The sequence below is a fragment of the Janthinobacterium sp. genome (assembly GCF_031995485.1).
GTDB lineage: Bacteria > Pseudomonadota > Gammaproteobacteria > Burkholderiales > Burkholderiaceae_D > Janthinobacterium.
Genome location: NZ_DAMAGB010000003.1, coordinates 43,218 through 63,368, shown reverse-complemented (window position 1 = coordinate 63,368; position 20,151 = coordinate 43,218). Strand labels below are relative to the sequence as shown.

18 protein-coding genes are annotated in these 20,151 nt (G+C 62.6%); 13 read left to right on the top strand and 5 right to left on the bottom strand.

From position 1 onward, the window contains the following. The first annotated feature begins 7 nt into the window (after window positions 1-7). The gene (locus tag RTQ46_RS03285) at window positions 8-1,483 is read left to right on the top strand and encodes a glycine betaine ABC transporter substrate-binding protein (RefSeq protein ID WP_312434775.1); all 1,476 of its coding nucleotides are present in this window, start codon (window positions 8-10) and stop codon (window positions 1,481-1,483) included. Between the two features lie 540 nt (window positions 1,484-2,023). On the opposite strand, the gene RTQ46_RS03280 is transcribed toward RTQ46_RS03285, so the two are convergent. Both RTQ46_RS03280 and RTQ46_RS03275 read right to left on the bottom strand, forming a co-directional pair. Continuing rightward, window positions 2,024-2,521 carry a GNAT family N-acetyltransferase gene (locus tag RTQ46_RS03280; RefSeq protein ID WP_312434580.1) on the bottom strand — a complete coding sequence of 166 codons (498 nt, stop codon included), beginning with the start codon at window positions 2,519-2,521 and terminating at the stop codon, window positions 2,024-2,026. Further along, entirely contained in the window at window positions 2,518-3,471 is a 954-nt protein-coding gene (locus tag RTQ46_RS03275; RefSeq protein ID WP_312434578.1) for an EamA family transporter, read from the bottom strand. Before RTQ46_RS03275 ends, RTQ46_RS03280 begins: the two co-directional genes overlap by 4 nt. A gap of 162 nt (window positions 3,472-3,633) precedes the next feature. Between RTQ46_RS03275 and RTQ46_RS03270 the strand changes: the two genes are divergently transcribed. Continuing rightward, window positions 3,634-3,765: a hypothetical protein gene (locus RTQ46_RS03270; RefSeq protein ID WP_312434577.1), complete on the top strand. Its 132-nt coding sequence runs from the start codon at window positions 3,634-3,636 to the stop codon at window positions 3,763-3,765. Between the two features lie 3 nt (window positions 3,766-3,768). On the opposite strand, the gene RTQ46_RS03265 is transcribed toward RTQ46_RS03270, so the two are convergent. Next, window positions 3,769-4,227: a glycine zipper 2TM domain-containing protein gene (locus RTQ46_RS03265; RefSeq protein WP_312434576.1), complete on the bottom strand. Its 459-nt coding sequence runs from the start codon at window positions 4,225-4,227 to the stop codon at window positions 3,769-3,771. A gap of 123 nt (window positions 4,228-4,350) precedes the next feature. Further along, complete coding sequence (locus RTQ46_RS03260; protein WP_312434575.1) at window positions 4,351-4,779, bottom strand: Mpo1-like protein; 429 nt, start codon at window positions 4,777-4,779, stop codon at window positions 4,351-4,353. A gap of 92 nt (window positions 4,780-4,871) precedes the next feature. Between RTQ46_RS03260 and RTQ46_RS03255 the strand changes: the two genes are divergently transcribed. Beyond that, window positions 4,872-5,393, top strand: coding sequence for a DNA-deoxyinosine glycosylase (locus RTQ46_RS03255; protein ID WP_409518293.1), 522 nt, complete (start codon window positions 4,872-4,874; stop codon window positions 5,391-5,393). Window positions 5,394-5,398: 5 nt separating this feature from the next. On the opposite strand, the gene RTQ46_RS03250 is transcribed toward RTQ46_RS03255, so the two are convergent. Then, the gene (locus tag RTQ46_RS03250) at window positions 5,399-5,833 is read right to left on the bottom strand and encodes a transcriptional regulator (RefSeq protein WP_312434572.1); all 435 of its coding nucleotides are present in this window, start codon (window positions 5,831-5,833) and stop codon (window positions 5,399-5,401) included. A 129-nt stretch (window positions 5,834-5,962) separates the two neighbouring features. On the opposite strand from RTQ46_RS03250, the gene uxaC reads away from it, so the two are divergent. From uxaC to RTQ46_RS03200, 10 genes are all read left to right on the top strand, one after another. Further along, on the top strand, window positions 5,963-7,357 hold the full coding sequence (uxaC, locus tag RTQ46_RS03245; protein ID WP_312434571.1) for a glucuronate isomerase: 1,395 nt from the start codon (window positions 5,963-5,965) through the stop codon (window positions 7,355-7,357). 29 nt (window positions 7,358-7,386) lie between these two features. Beyond that, window positions 7,387-8,985, top strand: a complete 1,599-nt coding sequence (locus RTQ46_RS03240; protein WP_312434569.1) for an altronate dehydratase family protein — start codon at window positions 7,387-7,389, stop codon at window positions 8,983-8,985. Between the two features lie 11 nt (window positions 8,986-8,996). Then, entirely contained in the window at window positions 8,997-10,439 is a 1,443-nt protein-coding gene (locus RTQ46_RS03235; RefSeq protein ID WP_312434568.1) for a tagaturonate reductase, read from the top strand. Window positions 10,440-10,568: 129 nt separating this feature from the next. Continuing rightward, on the top strand, window positions 10,569-11,861 hold the full coding sequence (locus tag RTQ46_RS03230) for an MFS transporter (protein WP_312434566.1): 1,293 nt from the start codon (window positions 10,569-10,571) through the stop codon (window positions 11,859-11,861). Window positions 11,862-11,972: 111 nt separating this feature from the next. Next, complete coding sequence (locus tag RTQ46_RS03225; RefSeq protein ID WP_312434565.1) at window positions 11,973-13,244, top strand: porin; 1,272 nt, start codon at window positions 11,973-11,975, stop codon at window positions 13,242-13,244. A 144-nt stretch (window positions 13,245-13,388) separates the two neighbouring features. After that, on the top strand, window positions 13,389-15,455 hold the full coding sequence (locus tag RTQ46_RS03220; protein ID WP_312434774.1) for a glycosyl hydrolase family 28 protein: 2,067 nt from the start codon (window positions 13,389-13,391) through the stop codon (window positions 15,453-15,455). A gap of 106 nt (window positions 15,456-15,561) precedes the next feature. Beyond that, window positions 15,562-16,512, top strand: coding sequence for a sugar kinase (locus RTQ46_RS03215; protein ID WP_312434563.1), 951 nt, complete (start codon window positions 15,562-15,564; stop codon window positions 16,510-16,512). A 61-nt stretch (window positions 16,513-16,573) separates the two neighbouring features. Next, window positions 16,574-17,296, top strand: coding sequence for a GntR family transcriptional regulator (locus RTQ46_RS03210; protein ID WP_312434562.1), 723 nt, complete (start codon window positions 16,574-16,576; stop codon window positions 17,294-17,296). Window positions 17,297-17,395: 99 nt separating this feature from the next. Then, window positions 17,396-18,940: a methyl-accepting chemotaxis protein gene (locus tag RTQ46_RS03205; protein WP_312434561.1), complete on the top strand. Its 1,545-nt coding sequence runs from the start codon at window positions 17,396-17,398 to the stop codon at window positions 18,938-18,940. A 265-nt stretch (window positions 18,941-19,205) separates the two neighbouring features. After that, window positions 19,206-19,646, top strand: coding sequence for a GNAT family N-acetyltransferase (locus tag RTQ46_RS03200; protein WP_312434560.1), 441 nt, complete (start codon window positions 19,206-19,208; stop codon window positions 19,644-19,646). The last annotated feature ends 505 nt before the right edge of the window (window positions 19,647-20,151 follow it).

Here is a 20,151-nt window from a genome sequence, read left to right as displayed (position 1 = left end):
TCATTTTCTGGTTTTTCTTGTTTTCTGCACCACGCCGCTGGCCCATGCGGGGGACAGCGGCACCCTGAAAGTCGGCTCCAAGCGCTTTACGGAATCGTATATCCTCGGCGAGATCGTGCGGCAAACCGCCGCGCCCCAGGTCAGGGCCGAGCACCGCCAGGGCCTGGGCAATACCGCCATCGTGCTCGCTGCGCTGCAGGCGGGCAGCATCGACGTGTATGCGGAATACACGGGCACGATCGCCAGCGAAGTGCTGAAGCACGACAAACCGGTCAGCGTGGAGCAGATACGGCACGAGCTGGCGCCGCTGGGCCTGGGCGTGGCCGTGCCGCTGGGCTTCAACAACACCTATGCGCTGGCCATGCGCGGAAATGAGAAAACCATCGCCAGCCTGGCGGATCTGGCTGCGCATCCTGCGCTGAAATTCGGCCTGTCGCATGAATTCATCGGCCGCGTCGATGGCTGGCCCGGACTGGCTGCGCGCTATGGCCTGCCGCAGCGCCCGCGCGGACTCGATCATGGCATCGCCTATGAAGCGCTGGCGCAGCAGCAGGTGGACGTGATCGATATCTATTCGACCGACGCCAAGATCCGCCAGTACGGCCTGCGCGTGCTGGCCGACAGCGATCAGTATTTTCCCCGCTACGACGCCATGCTGCTGTATCGCCTGGATATGCCTGCGCGCTTTCCCGCCGCCTGGCAGGCGCTGCACAAGCTGGAAGGACGCATCAGCGAGCAGGCCATGATCGGCATGAATGCGGCGGTGGAAATCGACGGCAAGAGCTTTGCCACTGTGGCCAGCCAGTTTCTGGCGTCGTCCGGCGGCAAGCCGGCAGCAGGCGGCGCGCGCGCGGGGCTGCTCGACAAGATCATCGGCGACGATCTGTGGACGCTGACGCGCCAGCATTTGCTGCTGGTGCTGCTGTCGGTGGCGCTGGCCTGCCTGGTCGGCGTGCCGCTGGGCGTGCTGGCGGCGTTTTATGCGCCGCTGCGCCAGAGCGTGCTGGCGGTGGTGGGCGTTCTGCAGACGGTGCCGTCGCTGGCGCTGCTGGCGATGCTGATTCCGCTGCTGGGCATGATCGGCATGGTGCCGGCGCTGGTGGCGCTGTTCGTGTATGCACTGCTGCCCATCGTGCGCAATACCTGCACCGGCATCCTGCAGATACCGCACGGCCTGCGCATGGCGGCGCTGGCGCTGGGACTCACCGGCCGCCAGCGCCTGCTGCATGTGGACTTGCCGCTGGCCCTGCCCGTGATCCTGGCAGGGGTGAAAACTGCCGCGGTGATGAGCGTGGGCACGGCGACCATTGCCGCGTTTATCGGCGCGGGCGGTTATGGCGAGCGCATCACCATCGGCCTGGCGCTGAACGACAACGACATGCTGCTGGCCGGCGCGATTCCCGCCGCCGTGCTGGCGCTGCTGACGCAGGGGGTCTTTGAACTGGTGGAGCGCTGGGCAGTGAAAGGCAAGCTGGGAGCTTGATCGTGCACAAAGCCGCAGCGCTTGAAGATGCCACACTGAATCTTCCGCGCTGCATTCGTCTACGTTGCATGCCGGCCTCACACGTCAAGGAGATCTCGCATGGCTCGCCATTTTGTTGCCCACTGTCTCGCGTTCGTTTATAACAAATTGCACAACTACACCCCTGCAAGGCAACAGCATATCGGCCTGCACGGTACATTGATTGAACCGAGGAAATAGTAACCAACATCGACGGAAATGTAAGAGCCGGTAAGCAAATGTAAGGGAAGCCCTGAATCAATTGTGCAACGTTTATATTCATATCCGTTGATTGCATTCTCCCCCTCCCACTTGACAATGGGTTCTACCTCACGGTGCCGCTAGCCCGTGAGGTTTTTTTTTGAGGGGTGGACGCTGACCATACCTGCTGCGCGTTGTAATAGGCAGCCTGCGATGCTCACCGTGCATCAGCACGGTTGCGCTTCTTAGCCGCCTCTTCCTGCCGCTCGCAACGGTCTGGTCATGCGTCGAGACGTTACAGGTGAGCTGTCATTGCGCAGATCAAGGTGTTCCTGCTGACAATTTCATCAGCGCTTCTCCCGTTACCCGGCAGATGCGCCAGTCCGGCATCACGTCGGCGCCCATGCCCTGGTAGAAATTGATCGCGTTTTCGTTCCAGTCCAGTACCGACCATTCGAAGCGGCCGCAGTTGCGTTCGACGGCCAGTTGCGCCAGGGCGACCAGCATCTGCTTGCCGTAGCCCTTGCCGCGCGCGGCCTGTTTCACGTACAGGTCTTCCAGGTACAGGCCCTTGCGGCACAGGAAGGTGGAAAAATTGTGGAAGAACAGGGCGAAAGTAACCGTCTCGCCGTTCTCCTCGCCCACCAGCGCTTCGCAGGCGGGATGCGCGCCGAACAGGCTGTCGTGCAGCATGTCCGGCGTGGCGATCATCATGTGTTCGAGTTTTTCAAACACGGCCAGTTCATGGATCATGCCGAAGATGGCGGCCACGTCGGACGCTTGCGCAGGACGGATGGCGAGGGTAGGGGAGCTGCTCATGATGCCTTTGCTGTAGGTGCTGCAGGTGCGCTGGAAAGCGAGGAAGCGATGCGGGTCTTGCGCGCGCCGGAGGTCAATGCCCAGGCCACGCTGGCCAGGCACAGCGCCATGCCGAGCCATTCGATGGCGGCCGGGCGGTAGTGTTCGAACTGGATCGACAGCAGCACGGAAATGACGGGCGTGACCACGCCGATATACACGGTCTTCTGCGTGCCGATGCGGGCGATCAGGGTGAAATAGGCGCTGAAGGCGATGACCGAGCCGAACAGGGCCAGGTAGACCAGGCCCATCCAGTAGCTGGCGCGCGTCGGCAAGCTCCACGCCTGGCCGGTGGCCAGCGCCCACACGGCTACCATCGACGTGCCCCACAGCATGGTCCAGGCCATGGTCAGCATCACGTTGCTCGAATGCGCGCGCACTTTCATGACCAGTGCATTGCCCACCGTGCTGGCCATGGTGGCCACCAGCGCCAGCATGAAGCCGAGCAGGAAGTGGCCATTGCCGCCGCCGAGGATTTCCTTCAAGGCCGCGCCGATCGACTGGTAAAACAGCAGCACGATGCCGCAGACCGCCACCGCGCCTGCAAAGCAGGTGCTGAGGGTAATTTTTGTTCCGAAGGCAAAGCGGTTCAAGAGCGGCGTCCAGAACACCATCAGTGCAAACAGCACGCTGACCAGCGCCGACACCAGGTATTGCTCCGAGCTGTAGGTGCACACATAGCTGAGCGCGAACGAGGCCAGGCCCTGCAGCATCATCCATTTTTGCGCGCGCCACGGCAGGCGCAAGGTGTCGCCGCGGATGGCGCACCAGGCAAACAGCGTGGCGGACGCCAGGCCGAAACGGTAGACCACGGAAACAGCAGGCGCGACATCGCCCAGTTGCAAGGTAATGGCCCAGAAGGTGGAGCCCCAGATCAGGCAGGCGGTAATAAAGAGGAGGGAAGAAGGCATCGCGACAGTATACGGTGTCGCCGGTGGCTTGCCTAGCAGTGGCAATGGCGACACACCAGCCTTGAGGCAGCGCAGCGTGCATGAGAAATGTTGAATTTATGAAAATATTTGTATTATTATTAAATAAATATTTTCCGACTTCAACGCTTCAGGGAGCCCATCATGCCAGCCTCGCTGCATCTCAAAGTATGGAGCGTGATCGTGTATGTAGCGGTGATGACGCTGGTTGCCATCTGGCTGCATGAAGGCCTGGCGCCGGCCGCCGGCTTGATGGCGACCGGAACCTTTGGCTGACTCTTAATGGGTGACGCGCGTGGTGCGGCCATCCGACAGCAAGCGCACGCGCTCGCCCGGACGGAACTGCTCGTCCGCATCCTGCACGATGGCGCGCATGTCGCCATTGTCGAGGCGCACGGTGATTTCAAAGCCGGGCTTGTTGGCCGAGTTCGCTTCGATGCTCTGGCCGGCGATGCCGCCCGCCACCGCGCCAAGGATGCTGGCCGCAATGGCGCCCTTGCCGCCGCCCACGGCCGAACCGGCCACGCCGCCCAGCGCCGCGCCGGCCAGCACGCCGGTACCGCTTTCACCCTTGTCGATGGTCACCTGGCGTACCGATTCCACGGTGCCCATGCGCACGGACTGTTCATTTTGCGCCTGGCGCGCCTTGTAGACACTGGCCGAATTCGGCTGTACGGCGCAGCCGGCCAGGGTAGCCAGGGTGGCGGCCAGGGCTACGGCGATAATCGATGGGTTCATGTTCAACTCCCGAGATAGTGGTGGTGCGCCGATCGCGTCGCTTGGCATCGGCTGCCCCTTGATGATAAGACAAGTTGCATCTGATAAATAGCCTGGAAATCGTAATAATCTGTTACGTCCTGCCTAATACGCCAGCCGCAGGCGGCGGTACAGAAAGCCCAGGACAAACAGCGGCCCGATCAGCAAAAAACGCAGATCGTCGAGAAACGACGGCTTCTTGCCCTCGATCTGGTGGCCGATGAACTGGCCGATCCAGGCCAGCACGAACAGCACCAGCGACATCGGCAGGATCACGATCGGCTGCATCGCCGCCAGCGCCGCCAGCATCACGGCCAGCATCGCCAGCATGCCAAGCGCGAACGGCCGCGACAGCTTCATATAGTACGCCAATGCTGCCATGCAGCCTGCCAGCGCCACGCCCGGGTGCAGGCTCCACAGCAAGCCCAGCACGCTGAACACGATCAGCGGCACGCAGACAATATGCACCCATTCGTTGACGCAATTGCGGTGGCTGTCGCCGTACTGCGCCAGCAGGGAGTCGATGGTACGCATGGCAGTCTCTGTTATTAATTATCCGGAAATTCTACACCGTATTGTGCATGCACCGAGCGCGTAGAATGGTGGCTTCCTTATCCCATGCAGGAATGCCGTTGACTTTCCCCCTCGCTACACTTGACACCCGCAAGCGCTGCTTCGATCCCGTCGTCAACCTCGACACCCGGCTGCTGATACTGGGCAGCCTGCCCGGCGAAAAATCGCTGGCGCACAGCCAGTACTACGCGCATCCGCAAAATAAATTCTGGCTGCTGCTGGGCGCGGTGCTGGGCATCGACCTGAAAAGCCAGCCGTACGAGGAACGCCTGGCCACGTTGCTGGCGCAGGGCGTCGGGCTGTGGGACGTGGTGGCGCAGGCGCACCGTTTAGGCAGCCTGGACAGCAATATCCGCGAGCGCGACGACAACGACCTTGTGGCGTTGATTGCCGGCCTGCCACATTTGCACACCATTGCGTTCAATGGCGGCACGGCGGCCAAACTGGGAGTGAAGGTGCTCGGTGAGCACGCGCAGCGCTACCGTATCGTCAGCCTGCCGTCGAGCAGCCCGGCGTACACTTTGGCATATGAGGCCAAATTGCAGCAATGGAAAACCCTGCAAGCATCTTCATAGATGCATCATTGCGCCACGATCCGGAACTCGGTGGCTTTGGCCACGGGACGTACTTGATTGCGCTCCCGCTTCAATTCCACGATGCCGTAAGGCGACATGGTTTTCAGCGTGCGTGACAAATTGCTTTGCTTGCGCCCGGTCACCTCGGCCAAGGCGGAGATCGATTCCGGCTGCATCTCCATCATCACGTGCAACAGCGCCCGGTTCTCGTCGCTGAGCACTTCGGCCAGCGACTTCATCGAGACGAACCAGACTTTCGGTTCGTCAGGCTGTGGCTGGTAGGTGCCACTGGCGATCGCCAGCACACGCTCGCGAATTTTCTCTTGCGGCATGATGCCAATAAAAATCGGTTTCATTACTTTTTTACAAGCTCCCTTGCTGCCAGCCCGCCAGCTGCTTGCGCATCCTGGCTGTTTGCTCACCTTGCCTGTTGTATCCACGCCAATCTGTTTTGTTCCCTCTTCACTTTTGCCCTTGCTTACGCTGATATATTACGTTTAATATCCTGATATATCAGAGTGCGCCAAGTTGGTGCCACGACAAAACACGCAAGCAAGGAGATGGCTACGATGACCGAGTTCATGAATCAGGATTTTCTACTCACCACGGAAACAGCCCGCAAGCTGTATCACGAAGTGGCGGCGGACCTGCCGATCATCGATTACCACTCGCACCTGCAACAAGGCGAAATCGCCGCGCGCAAGACCTTCCGCAATATCGCCGAGCTGTGGCTGGCGGGCGACCACTACAAATGGCGTTTGATGCGCACCTCGGGCGTGGCCGAGGAATTCATCACCGGCGAGCGCTCGGACCAGGAAAAATTCCGCGCCTTCTGCAAGGTGCTGCCGCTGGCGATCGGCAATCCGATTCATCACTGGAGCCACCTGGAACTGCGCCGCATCTTCAATATCGACCTGATCATCAACGAAGCGAATGCCGACGCGATCTGGGAACAGGCCAACGCCAAGCTGGCCACGATGGACACCTGGTCGCTGCTGCAGCAGGCCGGCGTGGAAATCGCCTGCACCACCGATGACCCGGCCGACGACCTGCTGCAGCACGCGGAAATCGCCAGCTCCGAGCTGAAAACGCGCGTGCTGCCGGCCTACCGTCCCGACAAGGCGATGCGCATCAACCAGCCGCGCTTCGTGGAATACCTGAAACGCCTGGGCGACGTGGCGCAGGTGCCGGTCACCTCGTTTGCCTCGCTGATCGCGGCGCTGGCCGTGCGCGTGGAATTCTTCCACTCGCGTGGCGCGCGCATCTCGGATCACGCGGTTGACGTCACCTTGCCGGTAGCCGGCGCCACGCCGGAAGAACTCGAAGCGCTGTTCGCCAAGCGCCTGCAGGGCACTTTGCTGTCCGACGCGGAAAACGGCCTGTATCTGCGCGGTTTGTTAGAGGCGATCGGCCGCGTGTACGCCAACTACGGCTGGACCATGTGCCTGCACATCGGCGCGCAGCGCAACAACAATGACCGCATGCGCGCGAAACTGGGCCCGGATACCGGCTACGACTCGATCTCGGACATGGGCTGCAGCGCCGGCCTGGCGTCCTTGCTGAACGCCCTGGACCTGGACGACCGCCTGCCGAAAACCATGCTGTTCTGCCTGAACCCGAACATGAACGAAGTGCTGTCGACCATGGTCGGCAACTTCCAGGACGGCACCGTCGCCGGCAAGCTGCAGTTCGGCCCGGCCTGGTGGTTCAACGATCATAAGGAAGGCAACCTGCAGCAGCTGGTCGGCTTCGGCAATCACAGCGTGCTGGGCGTGTTCGTCGGCATGGTGACCGATTCGCGCAGCTTCGCGTCCTACCCGCGCCACGACTATTTCCGCCGCCTGGTATGCCGCCAGATCGGCGAATGGGTGCACGGCGGCGAATACCCGAACGACTTCGAGGCGCTGTCGACCATCGTGCGCGGCATCTGCTACGACAACGCCCGCAAATACTTCCAGCTCTAATCCCTCAGCCGCCGCCAGGAACAACAGTCATGCAAAAAGTATTGTGTATTCACCCCGACGACGACATGCTGGTCGCGCTGTCCGACCTGGCCGCCGGCGAAGTCGTCAACTGGGAGGGTGAATCCATCCTGATCAGCAGCGCCGTCAAGACCAAGCACAAGCTGGCCAGGCGCGCGTTTGCGGCCGGCGAGATCCTGCGCCTGTACGGCGTGCCGGTCGGCAAGGCCACGGTCGATATCCGCCGCGGCGAGGCCGTCACCACCGAAAACCTGCATCACTATGCGGCGGAAGTGGAGCTGGAGCCGCAAGCGCCGTACACCTGGACCCCGCCCGACGTGGCCCGTCTCGATGGCGCCACCTTCCCCGGCGTGGTGCGCCCGGACGGCCGCGTGGGCACCGCCAATTACTGGCTGGTGTTCCCGCTGGTGTTCTGCGAAAACCGCAACGTCGAGCATCTGCGCAATGCGCTCGAAGCGCCGCTCGGCTACACGCGCAACGACCTGGCGTCGTTCACGCTGTCGCTGCTGGGCGAAGACATGGAAGCGCCAAAGCCGGTGGTGCGCCCGTTCCCTAACCTTGATGGCGTGCGCATCATCACGCACAACGGTGGCTGCGGCGGCACGCGCGCCGATGCGCGCTCGCTGTGCAAGATTCTGTCGGCGTATGCCGACCATCCGAACGTGGCCGGCATCACCGTCTTCAGCCTGGGCTGCCAGAACGCGCAGATTTCCATGTTCAAGGAAGCACTGGCCACGCAGAACCCGAACTTCGACAAGCCCTGCCTGATCTACGAACAGCAGAAGTGGGACAGCGAAGACGCCATGATGAAGGCCGTGCTGACCGACACGCTGGCGCAGCTGAAGGAAGCGAACAAGGTCACGCGCCAGCCGGTGCCGCTGTCACACCTGAAAATCGGCGTCAAGTGCGGCGGCTCCGACGGCTTTTCCGGCATTTCCGCCAACCCGGCCATGGGCCTGGTATCGGACATGGTGGTGGCCGTTGGCGGCTCGTCCATCCTGGCCGAATTCCCCGAGCTGTGCGGCGTGGAAGCGAACCTGATCGAGCGCTGCGAAAACGACGACGACAAGCGCCGCTTCCTGGGCCTGATGCGCGACTTCGAAGCGCGCGCCGAAGCGGTCGGCACGCACTTCGCCGACAACCCGAGCCCTGGCAATATCCGCGATGGCCTGATTACCGACGCGATGAAGTCGGCCGGCGCGGCCAAGAAGGGCGGCACCTCGCCCATCGTCTCGGTGCTCGACTACGGCGAACAAAGCCCGAAAGCCGGCCTGTCGCTGCTGTGCACGCCGGGCGGCGACGTCGAGTCGGTGACCGGCATCGTTGCCTCGGGCGCCAACGTGGTGCTGTTTTCCACCGGCCTGGGCACGCCAACCGGCAACCCGATCGTGCCGGTATTGAAAATCTCCAGCAACACCCGCGTCGCCAAAAAACTGTCGGACCTGATCGACTATGACTGCGGCCCCGTGATCGAAGGCACGCCGTTGCCGGAAGTGGCCAACGGCCTGTTCGATATGGTGGTGGCCACCGCCGGCGGCCAGTACACGGCCAAGGCCGACCGCCTGCAGCAGTACGACTTCATTTTCTGGAAACGCGACATTTCACTGTGAGCCACACTCCCATGCAAGCACCGGTATCAGCGTTGAAACGCAGCGCGCCATTCGCGCTGCCGATCAAATTCCTGCAGTTCGGCCAGGGCAACTTCATGCGCGGCTTTTTCGACTGGCAGATCGACCTGTTGAACGAGCGCAGCGGCCTGAACGCCGGCGTGGTGGTCGTGCGTCCGCGCGGCGGCAGCGGCTCGCCGCTGCTCGACGTGCAGGACGGCCTGTTTACCACCGTGGTGCGCGGCCTCGATGAAAACGGCACGCCCGTCAGCGAATGCCGCACCATTGCCTGCGTGCAGCGCGAGATCAATCCGGCCACCATGTACGTCGACTACCTGGCGCTGGCGCAATTGCCGGAGCTGCGCTTTATCGTCTCGAACACCACCGAAGCAGGGATCGCCGTGAACGACACCGACGCCTTTGATGACGCGCCGCCCTCGACCTTCCCCGCCAAGCTGGCGCGCCTGATGTTCGACCGCTACACGCATTTCAATGGCAGCGCCGACAAGGGCGTGGTGCTGCTGCCGTGCGAACTGATCGAGCAGAACGGCCCGGCATTGAAAGCCGCCGTGCTGCACTTCGCGCGCCTGTGGCAGCTCGACGCCGGCTTTGCCGCGTGGATCGAGTCGGCCTGCGTATTCTGCTCGACCCTGGTCGACCGCATCGTCACCGGCTATCCGCAAGGCGAGGAGGCCGACATCGAAGCAGGTCTCGGCTACCGCGACCAGTTCCTGGTGGCCGCCGAGTATTACTACCTGTTCGTGATCGAAGGCCCTGCATGGCTGGCCGACGAACTGAAACTGGCCGGCGCCAACCTGAATATCCAGCTGGTTGACGACATCACGCCGTACAAGAAGCGCAAGGTCGGCATCCTGAACGGCGGCCATACCGCGCTGGTGCCGGTGGCGCTGCTGGCCGGGCTGGAAACCGTGGGCGAAGCCGTCAACGACGAACAGGTTGGCGGCTACCTGGCCGACACGCTGGAACAGGAAATCATCCCCGCCCTGCCGCTGCCGCAGGACGAGCTGCGGCAGTTTGCGCGCGACGTGCTGCTGCGTTTTCGCAACCCGTATATCCAGCACCGCCTGGCCTCGATTGCCCTCAACAGCTGGAGCAAGTTTGCCGCCCGCATCGCGCCGCAACTGCTGCGCTATGCAGAGCTGAAAGGCCAGCTGCCGCCACGGCTGGTGCTGGCCCTGGCCGCCACCATCCGCCTGTACCGCGGCGACGTGATTGCGCTGTCCGACGATGCGGCCACGCTGGACTGGTTTGCGTCAGCCTGGGCCGACGTCGACAGCGGCAAGCAAAGCCTGGCGCAGCTGGCGCAAGGCTGGCTGGCGAATGAAAAATTATGGGGCCGCGACATGAATGCGGTGCCGGGCCTGGCGCAGGCGGTCACCAACGCGCTGGTGCGCATCACGGCCGATGGCATGCGCGGCGCGCTGCAGGCCTTGTAAGGATTGAGTAGTTCAGTAATACCGCAGCACCAATAAAAACCGAGGCCGAAGGCACTTCCAGAAGGAAGGCTGAACGGCCCGCAAAGTGGCGGCGCAACTGCGCCGCCGTGGATGATAGAGGGAGACAAAATGACTAAAATACGCGGCATGCGCTGGTGGATGGTCGGGCTGGTCACGGCCGGACTGATCGTGAATTATTTGGCGCGCAATACCTTGTCGGTGGCGGCGCCAACGATGATGAGCGAGTTGAATATCACCACCCAGCAGTATTCCTATATCGTGGTGGCCTGGCAGGTCTGCTACGCGCTGATGCAGCCGATCGCCGGCTATGTGATCGACGCGGTTGGCACCAAGCTCGGTTTTGCCATGTTCGCGCTGGCCTGGTCGGTGGCCTGCGCCTGCGCCGCCATGGCGACCGGCTGGCAAAGCATGGCGCTGTTCCGCGGCATGCTGGGCCTGACCGAAGCGGCCGGCATCCCCGCCGGCGTGAAAGCCACCACCGAGTGGTTCCCGGCCAAGGAGCGCTCGATCGCCATCGGCTGGTTCAATATCGGCTCCTCGATCGGCGCCCTGTGCGCGCCGCCGCTGGTGGTGTGGACCATTTTGCACGGCAGCTGGCAGATGTCGTTCGTCATCGTCGGCGCCATCGGCATCGTCTGGACCGGCCTGTGGCTGGCGTTCTACAAGCACCCGCGCGACCAGAAACTGCTGTCCGACAAGGAACGCGACTTCATCCTCGAAGGCCAGGAGCAGAGCGATGCGAACGGCGTCGGCGTGGCGCCCAAGGCGCGCTGGCACCAGATCGTGCGCAGCCGTAATTTCTGGGCGATCGCGATTCCGCGCTTCCTGTCCGAACCGGCCTGGCAGACCTTCAATGCCTGGATTCCCCTGTACATGGCCACCGAGCGCCACATGAACATCAAGGAAATCGCCATGTTCGCCTGGCTGCCGTTCCTGGCCGCCGATATCGGCTGCGTGCTGGGCGGCTACCTGAGCCCGTGGTTCCACAAATACTGGAAAGTGTCGCTGTTCACTTCGCGCAAGCTGGTCGTCATCGTCGGCGCCGTCTGCATGATCGGCCCGGCCTGCATCGGCCTGGTCGCCAGTCCGTATGCGGCGATTGCCCTGCTGTGCGTGGGCGGCTTTGCCCACCAGACCCTGTCCGGCGCGCTGTACTCGATCACCTCGGACGTCTTCGGCAAGAACGAAGTGGCCACTGCCACTGGCCTGGCCGGCATGTCCGGCTACCTGGGCGCCACCATCTTCACGCTGCTGTTCGGCGTGCTGGTGACGCTGGTCGGCTACAGCCCGCTGTTCATGCTGCTGGCCGTGTTCGACCTGGTGGCCGCCGCCGTGGTGTGCATCCTGATCCGCGAAAAAATCGCGCCATCGGTCTCGCTGGGCAAACCGGCATTCGGCTGACGCCAGCCCATTCATCCTTCCGCTTGTTCGTATCCGCGCAATGCGGAGGGATCACCATTTTCAATGATGTTAATAAAGCGCCACCCTAAGGCGCGACCAGAGGAGAAAGACATGCAACAACTGAACAACAAATTGACCCGCCGCGTGCTGGCGGCAGCCGTGCTGGCAGCCCTGTCGGGCAGCGTGCTGGCCGACGGTATCCTGGAAGGCCGCAAGGTCGAAACCCGCATCTACGGTTTCCTGAACGGCGAGATCGAATCGGTCAAGGCCGAAGGCGGCCCGACCCCGTACGCCAGCCGTGGCCGCGTCTCGGACGGCAATTCGCGCATCGGCTTTGCCGGCTCGATCGGCATCAAGGGCGACGTGCGCGGCCTGTGGCAGATCGAAGGCAGCCTGAACAACTTCGACGAAGGCGGCATCAATGGCCAGGGCAAATCGTCGACCATCGAATCGCGCAATACCTTTGTCGGTATCGAAAGCAAGCGCTTCGGCCGCTTCGTGATCGGTAACAACGACTCGGTCTACCGCAGCCTGGTCGGCTCCGGCGGCGCCCTGGGCGGCAACCTGGGCCTGTCGGTGCAGGGCCTGGACGTGTGGAACAACACCTCGGCCCAGTTGAGCGGCAATGCCGACAGCCTGTTCGGCCGCGGCGAAGCGCGCTACAAGAATTCGGCCCACTACCTGTCGCCGGAATGGAACGGTTTCCAGGCTGGCGCCTCGTACGGCTTCGACGAAGTGCGCGACACCGGCGACGACCGCGCGCGCTATTCGCTGGCCGCCAAGTACAGCATCGGCGCCTTCTCGATCGGCGCTGGCTACGACCGCCAGCAGAATACGGGCGTCGACGTGGAAAACCTGTCGAAAGGCTTCGGCTTCCGCAACACTTCCGTCAGCGGCGTGAACACCTCGTTCTACAAGGTGCTGGCCACCTACAAATTCCCGACCAAGACCAGCATCGGCCTGGGCTTTGAATCGGGCAGCTATGGCTACGCGGTGCAGGCGCTGCCGACCCCCGGCAATATCTACACGGCGCTGCAGACGGGCAGCATGAAGCAGCGCTCGGTGATGGCGTCCGTGACCCAGGAAGTGGGCTACGACGTGAACGTCATGCTGGCTGCCGGCAAGCTGGGCAAGCTGGACAACACCACCTTCGGCCGTGCCGACGACTTCGGCGCCACGCAAGTGTCGCTGGGTGCGACCTACAAGATCGACGAACAGTTCATGCCGTATGTGTACTTCACGCGCATCAACAACAAGGGCCAGCAGAACGTCAACCTGGGCCAGTCGCCGCTGCACAGCAACAAGGCCGGCACCGACGACGCCTTCCTCGCGCCGGGCAATTCGCCACGCGCGTTCGGCATCGGCCTGATCGCCCGTTTCTAACTATTTTGTAAAAGAGCCGGCGCGAGCCGGCAATCAGCGCGCCCCAGAGCGCAGCTTTATCAGGAGATGCACACAATGAAATCAGGTATCAAACAAATCAATACCGGCTGGACGCAGGCATGCGTCGCGCTGCCGCTGGCCGTCATGCTGGCCGCGTGCGGCGGCGGTGGCGACACCAAGGGCGACACGGCCACCAGCTACACGCCGGGCAGCGTGTTCCAGGTCGGCACCACCTCGTTCGATCCGGACCTGCCGGCCGAACCGAAGCTGCCGACAGACACCCAGGTGTGCGCCACGCTCGAAGCGTCGACCAACCTGGTGCGCCGTCCGGACGGCTCGCTGCCACCGGAAGCCGACCCGTCGAAAGCCGGCGTCGGCGTGGCCGTGACCACCGCCACCGCCAACCCTGACCAGGCCCGCATCCAGGCCGCGCTCGACGCCTGCGGCGCCGCCGTCGACGCCGAAGTGGGCGCGAAGATCGCCGCCGCCGATGCCGCCGCCACCGCCGCGCAGAAAACCGCCAACGTCAAGAACGTCAATATCGCCGGCGTCTCGGGCGAAGAGCTGGCCAAGCCCGAATACCGTGGCACCAAGTACGCCGTGCGCCTGGTGGTCAACAAGTCCGGCGTGGGCGACGGCTTTATCAGCGGCCCATTGACCCTGCCATCGGGCGTGACCCTGTGGATCGACAAGGGCGTGACCCTGTACGCGTCGCGCGACGTCACCACCTATTCGCCAAACCCTGCCGGTCCTTACTGCGGCAATACGGCCGTCAGCTCGACCAAGGCCGGCAGTTCGGGCAACTGCACGGCACTCATCAACGGCTCCAACCTGGTCAACTCGGCCGTCATGGGCGACGGTTCGATCGACAGCCGCGCCTATGCGGAAATCGTCACCACCAACAAGCTGTACCCGCTGATGAAGGTCGACATGACCTGCTCGAACACCTACGCAGCCTATGCCACCGGCAAGCAGGCGGCGGACGGCGTGTCGTGCGATAACGGCGGCACCACGGTCGACTCGAAATCGTCGGCGCGCAACATGAGCTGGTGGGACCTGGCGTTCCTGGGCAACATGGTGCAGAACGGCGTGACGGGCACGGGTTCGCAGTCGAACTTCCGCATGATGGTGTTTAACTACGCGAAAAACCTGACGCTGTACCGCATCTCGCTCAACAACAGCGCCAACTTCCACGTCGTGCCGAGCGGCGTCGATGGCCTGACCGTATGGGGCGTGAAAGTGCAGACCCCGACCCTGGCGGCGTTCGCCAATCCGGCCGGTAACGGCAACCCGCTGTACAACGGCGAAACCTACAACGCGGACAACGTCAAGAACACCGACGCGTTCGACCCGGGTGCGGCCGGCAAGGCGATTTCGGGCAAGCTGGCAACCGGCAGCAGCACCACCTCGGCGGGCGCCATGTCGTTCGACGGCTACCTGAAAAACTTCGTGTTTGCCTATAACTTTGTCAGCACCGGCGACGACGACGTGGCACTGAAAGGCAGCGCGAATCCATCGCCAGCCGGTTCCGGCCTGTTCGCCATCGACGGCAAGCGCGACGTGCGTTCGGACCGCAAGCACGGCATCGTGATCGCCCACAACCATATCTACTGGGGCCATGGCATTTCGGTCGGCAGCGAAACGAATGCGGGCGTGACCAACGTCGAAGTGTATGACAACTCGTTTACGCACTCGGAAGAAGCGCTGCGCATCAAGTCCGACTATGCACGCGGCGGCGAAGTGAGCAATATCCACTACCGCAATATCTGCATCCGCGACGCCCTGAACGCGCTGTTGTTTACCACCTACTACAGCACCAAGGCGCTGCCGGCGGCCGGTCCGCTGTACCCGAACTTCCACGATATCACGCTGGACAATGTGCGCATCCTGGGTAACACTGCCATCAAGCTGCAGGGCTTCAAGGCCAATACGGGCGGTTTTGACAACCCGCAGTATCCTTTGGTGATGAACCTGAACAACGTGGTAACCGATGCGCCGAACAGCACCACCATGATCTCGTCGGATGCCAACCTGACGATCAAGGGCACCAACCTGCCGATCTTCGCCAATGCGGCCGAGCGCGTGACGGTCAACGGTACGGCCACGCAGGCGATTGACGTGGACAAGGTAGTCGATTGCAGCCGTGCTTTCGTCGACTTCCCGGCCATCGGCCAGTCCAACCTGTTCGGTTCGACCTGGGACAAGAAGTAAGCAGCAAGCTGTAATCTGTAAGCTTTATGTACAGCGCGCCGCGCCGGCCATCCTCACGGATGCCGGCGCGGTGTCACGCTGGCTTTCCTGACTGGAGAAGAGTGCAATGGATGCAAACAACAACGCCGGGACGGTCTTCGTGATCGGCGAATGCATGATCGAACTGCAGCGCGCGCAAGGCGACAGCACCGCGCAGGCGATGGACTACCGCTTTGGCGGCGATACCTTGAACGCGGCCGTGTACCTGGCGCGCCTGGCGGACGCCAGCCGCCACTGCATTGCCTATGTGACGGCGCTCGGCACCGACGGCCTGTCCGACGACATGGCCGCCAGCTGGCAGGCCGAAGGCATCGATACGTCTTGCGTGCAGCGCCTGGCCGACAAGCTGCCCGGCATGTACCTGATCGAGACCGATGCCGACGGCGAACGGCGCTTCCACTACTGGCGCGGCGATTCGGCCGCGCGCCACTGGCTGCGCGGCGCGCAGGCGCCAGCCATCCTGGCACAGCTGGCACAAGCGCCTTACGTGTACTTGTCCGGCATCAGCCTGGCGATCCTGTCGCCCGGCGACCGCGACCTGCTGCTGGCCACGCTGGCGCAATGCAAGGCCAACGGCGGCCAGATCGTGTTCGACAATAACTACCGACCCCGCCTTTGGGGGGAGGCGCAAGTGGCTGCCGAGGTTTATCATCGCGTATTGCAGCTGTCTTCGCTGGCCTTGCTGACGCTGGACGATGAAGAGGCGCTGTACGGCCCGGCATCGATCGAACAGGTGATCGCGCGCACCAGCGCGCTGGGCGTGGCCGAGATCGTGCTCAAGCGCGGCGGCCAGCCCTGCATCGTCTGGCGCGACGGTGTAGTGGAAGAAGTGGCGGCGCCGCCGGTGGCCAGGGTGGTCGATACCACGGCTGCCGGCGACTCGTTCGGCGCGGCTTATTTTGCGGCGCGCCTGGCGGGCCAGCCGCCGGTGGACGCCGCGCGGGCAGGGCATCGCCTGGCCGGCTGCGTGATCGGCCATCGCGGCGCCATCATTGCGCGCGCGCTGATGCCGTCCTGAAGAGATTGGACAGGGTATGATCGCTTGCCCCGTTGTTTATCCGTTTAACTTTGCCTAGCCTATGAACCTGACGTCTTCCCTTCCTCCTGCCGATGGCGAAACGGGCATCAGCGCGGCGCGCCGCGTGTATGGACTGCTGCGCCAGCGCATCGTCGAGATGAGCATGCTGCCCGGCACCCGCATCGTGGAAAAGGAACTGGCCGAAGAACTGGGCACCAGCCGCACGCCCGTGCATGAAGCGGTGCAGCGCCTGGCCGAGGAAGGCCTGATCGAGGTGCTGCCCAGGGTCGGCACCTTTGTCGCGCGCATTCCGCTCGACTCGCTCGAAGAAGCCATGCTGGTGCGCTGTGCGCTGGAAACGGCGATCATCGAAAAAGCCACCGAGCGGGCCACGCCGGAAGGCATCGCCCGCCTGCGCGCCATTCTCGCCACGCAGGCCGACTGCATCGCCAACGACGACATCCGCGGCTTTCACCGTACCGATGAAAGTTTTCATGCGGCGCTGGCCGAACTGTCCGGCTATCCGGGCGTGTGGCCGATGATCTTGCAGGCAAAGACGCAGATGGACCGCTACCGCCAATTAACTTTGCCGCTGGCCGGACGCATGAGCGACGTGATGCACGAACACAGCGAAGTGATCGAGGCGCTGGCCTCGGGCAATCCGCAGCATGCCGTCGCCGCCATGCGCAGCCACCTCGACCACGTGCTGCCGGTGCTGGAAATTACCCGCAAACTGCGGCCTGAATACTTCATGCCGCACCTCGCTACCAAACCTCCGCGCTAGCCACCAATCTGCCAGCCAGTCCCTGATCGGCCTCCTCACGCGCGCGGCCAGGGACAGTCACGCCCATGGCAGATGCGCTGCGCCTTTTGAAGGAACATCATGAAAGTGTCACACCGCCTGACCCTGCTGGTCGGCGCCGCCTTGCTGGCCATGGCCATGCTGGGCGCCTACAGCCTGCGCACCCTGCACCAGACCATGCTGCACGAACGTGAAGCGCAGATCGTCAACATGCTCAAGATGGGCGAACACCTGGTCGCGTACTACCACGGCCAGGAAGTCGATGGCCGCCTGACGCGCGAACAGGCGCAGGCCAGCGCCAGGGCCGCGCTGACCCAGTTGAACAACGACGGCAAGAGTTATTATTGGGCGCGCCTGCCCGACGGCCTGAACCTGGTGCATCCGAATCCGAAGAATATCGGCGTGATCGCCCAGGGCGAAACCATGGATGGCCGACCCGACTCGCAAGCCTATCTCGAAGCGCTGGCAAACAGCGAAGTGGGCCTGGTGTCGGTCAAGAGCCGGCGCGACGGCCAGCTGGTGGCCAAGCTCAATGGCATCATCGCCTTCAAGCCCTGGGGCTGGTGGATCGGCACCGGCTTTTTCGGCGACGATATCGAGCGCGCCTTCCGGGACGCGGCGCTGCAGTTCCTGTGGTTTTTTCTCGCCGCCCTGGCCGTGTTGCTGGCGCTGGGCTGGCAGGTAATCTTGCGCGTGCTCGGTGCGCTCGGCGGCGAGCCGGCGTATGCGGTCGACGTCACGCGCCGCATCGCCGGGCGCGACCTGTCGCAGCCGGTGGCCGTGCGCGCCGGCGATGGCGCCAGCCTGCTGCACAGCATCGCCCGCATGCAGCAGGACCTGGCCGCCACCGTGCGCCAGATCCACGGCAACGCGGTGGCGATCGCCTCGGCCTCGCAGCAGATCGCCCACGGCAATATGGACCTGTCGGCCCGCACCGAAGCGCAGGCGTCCGCGCTGGAACAGACAGCCGCCTCGATGGAGGAACTGACCGGCACCGTCAGCCAGAACGCCGTCAACGCGCGCCAGGCCAGCACGCTGGCGGCCGACGCCTCGCACCTGGCGCAGCAGGGCGGCGCCGTGGTCGCGCGCATGGTCGACACCATGGGCGCCATCGGCCAGTCATCGGACCGCATCGCCGACATTACCGGCGTGATCGACGCGATCGCCTTCCAGACCAATATCCTGGCCTTGAATGCGGCAGTGGAAGCGGCGCGCGCCGGTGAACAGGGGCGCGGCTTTGCCGTGGTGGCCGGCGAAGTGCGCAGCCTGGCCCAGCGCTCCGCCGCCGCCGCCAGGGAAATCAAGGACCTGATCGGCGTCTCCAGCGCCCAGGTGGCGCAAGGCGGCGAACTGGCCGGCGAAGCGGGCGACGCCATGCGCCACGTGGTCGACGGCATCGCAAAGGTGAGCGCCTACATGCACGACATCAGCGCCGCCACGCACGAGCAGAACACCGGCATCGCGCAGGTCAACCAGGCGATTATCGGCATGGACGACGTGACGCAGCAAAATGCGGCGCTGGTCGAGCAGGCGGCAGCTGCCGCGCAGGCGATGCAGGAGCAGGCGAGGCAGCTGGCGCAGGTGGTGGGGTTGTTCAGGCTGGAGGGGAAGGGTGCGGATGCCTGAGCATCGCCTGCTTGTACAGAGGGGTAACGACCTTCGAGATAAAATGCCGTCATTTCTCGCATAAACCAAGCGAGATGCAAACCGACAGCGCTCGGCCAGAATCGGTTTACATTAGACGTTTTTTAAACGACGTAACATTGAATTTTCCTGGCGCCAGGAATCAGGGCCGGGATTATTCAACGCAACGGCGCATCGATCCAATTTTTGACAAATATAATTGATGGATATGACTCGGCCTTATCGCCCTTCTGACATGAAGGCCTGTTTGGATATCTTCGACGGAAATACCCCGAAATTTTTCTCTCCTGCAGAGCGTGCAGAATTTGAACAGTTTTTGACTAAGTATGCGGTCGCTTGGGAATACCAGGTAATCGAACGCAACGGCAGGCTGGTCGCTTGTGGCGGACATGCCATCGACAGCGATGCTAAATCTGTCAATTTCTGCTGGGGAATGGTCGCAAGCAACTTTCATGGTACTGGGCTCGGCAAGATGCTGACTTTGGCTCGCCTGAAGGCGGCAAGTGCCTTGCATGGCATAGCGACAGTCCGGCTCGACACCAGCCAGCATACGGAAGGTTTTTATGCGCAGTTCGGCTTCTTACCTGAACGCATCATTCCGGAAGGATATGGACCTGGACTCGACCAATGGGAAATGGTTCTGGATTTAACTAACTTTAAAAATACACAATTTGCACCGAAAATGTAATGCAAACTGCGGCATGGATGTGCAAGCTGCGGAAGACTGCATTCAGCGGAGGCCTTGACGTATGAATCGGGATGGACGTGACAGCATGTTGATGGGCAATTATTGGTGCCGTGGCCGAAGATGATACATTGCGGTCGCAGAAATGGTTGACAACCGAGGACGCGCCGAGCGGCCGGGTGCGGCCAAAAGCGGACTTTTTACGGCGAATTTCCATGATGAGGTCAACTGCATGTATCGATACGTGCTTATTACGAGTTGTCTGTTGTTGCTGGGGGGATGCTATACCGTGAACAATGAACGGTTTGCCGCTGACATCCATAAGCTTCTCGAACCTGGATTCGATATGGCAAGTGCAACAAGAAACCTTGAAGCCATTGGATTTTCCTGTGACTCGGTCAGTGCTGCACCTTGGACTACTTGTACAAAGACACGTCAAGGAATTCTTCCTTACACATGTATCGAGCGGGTCAACCTTATGCCTGCAAGCAAACAGGCCGGCGTGGAG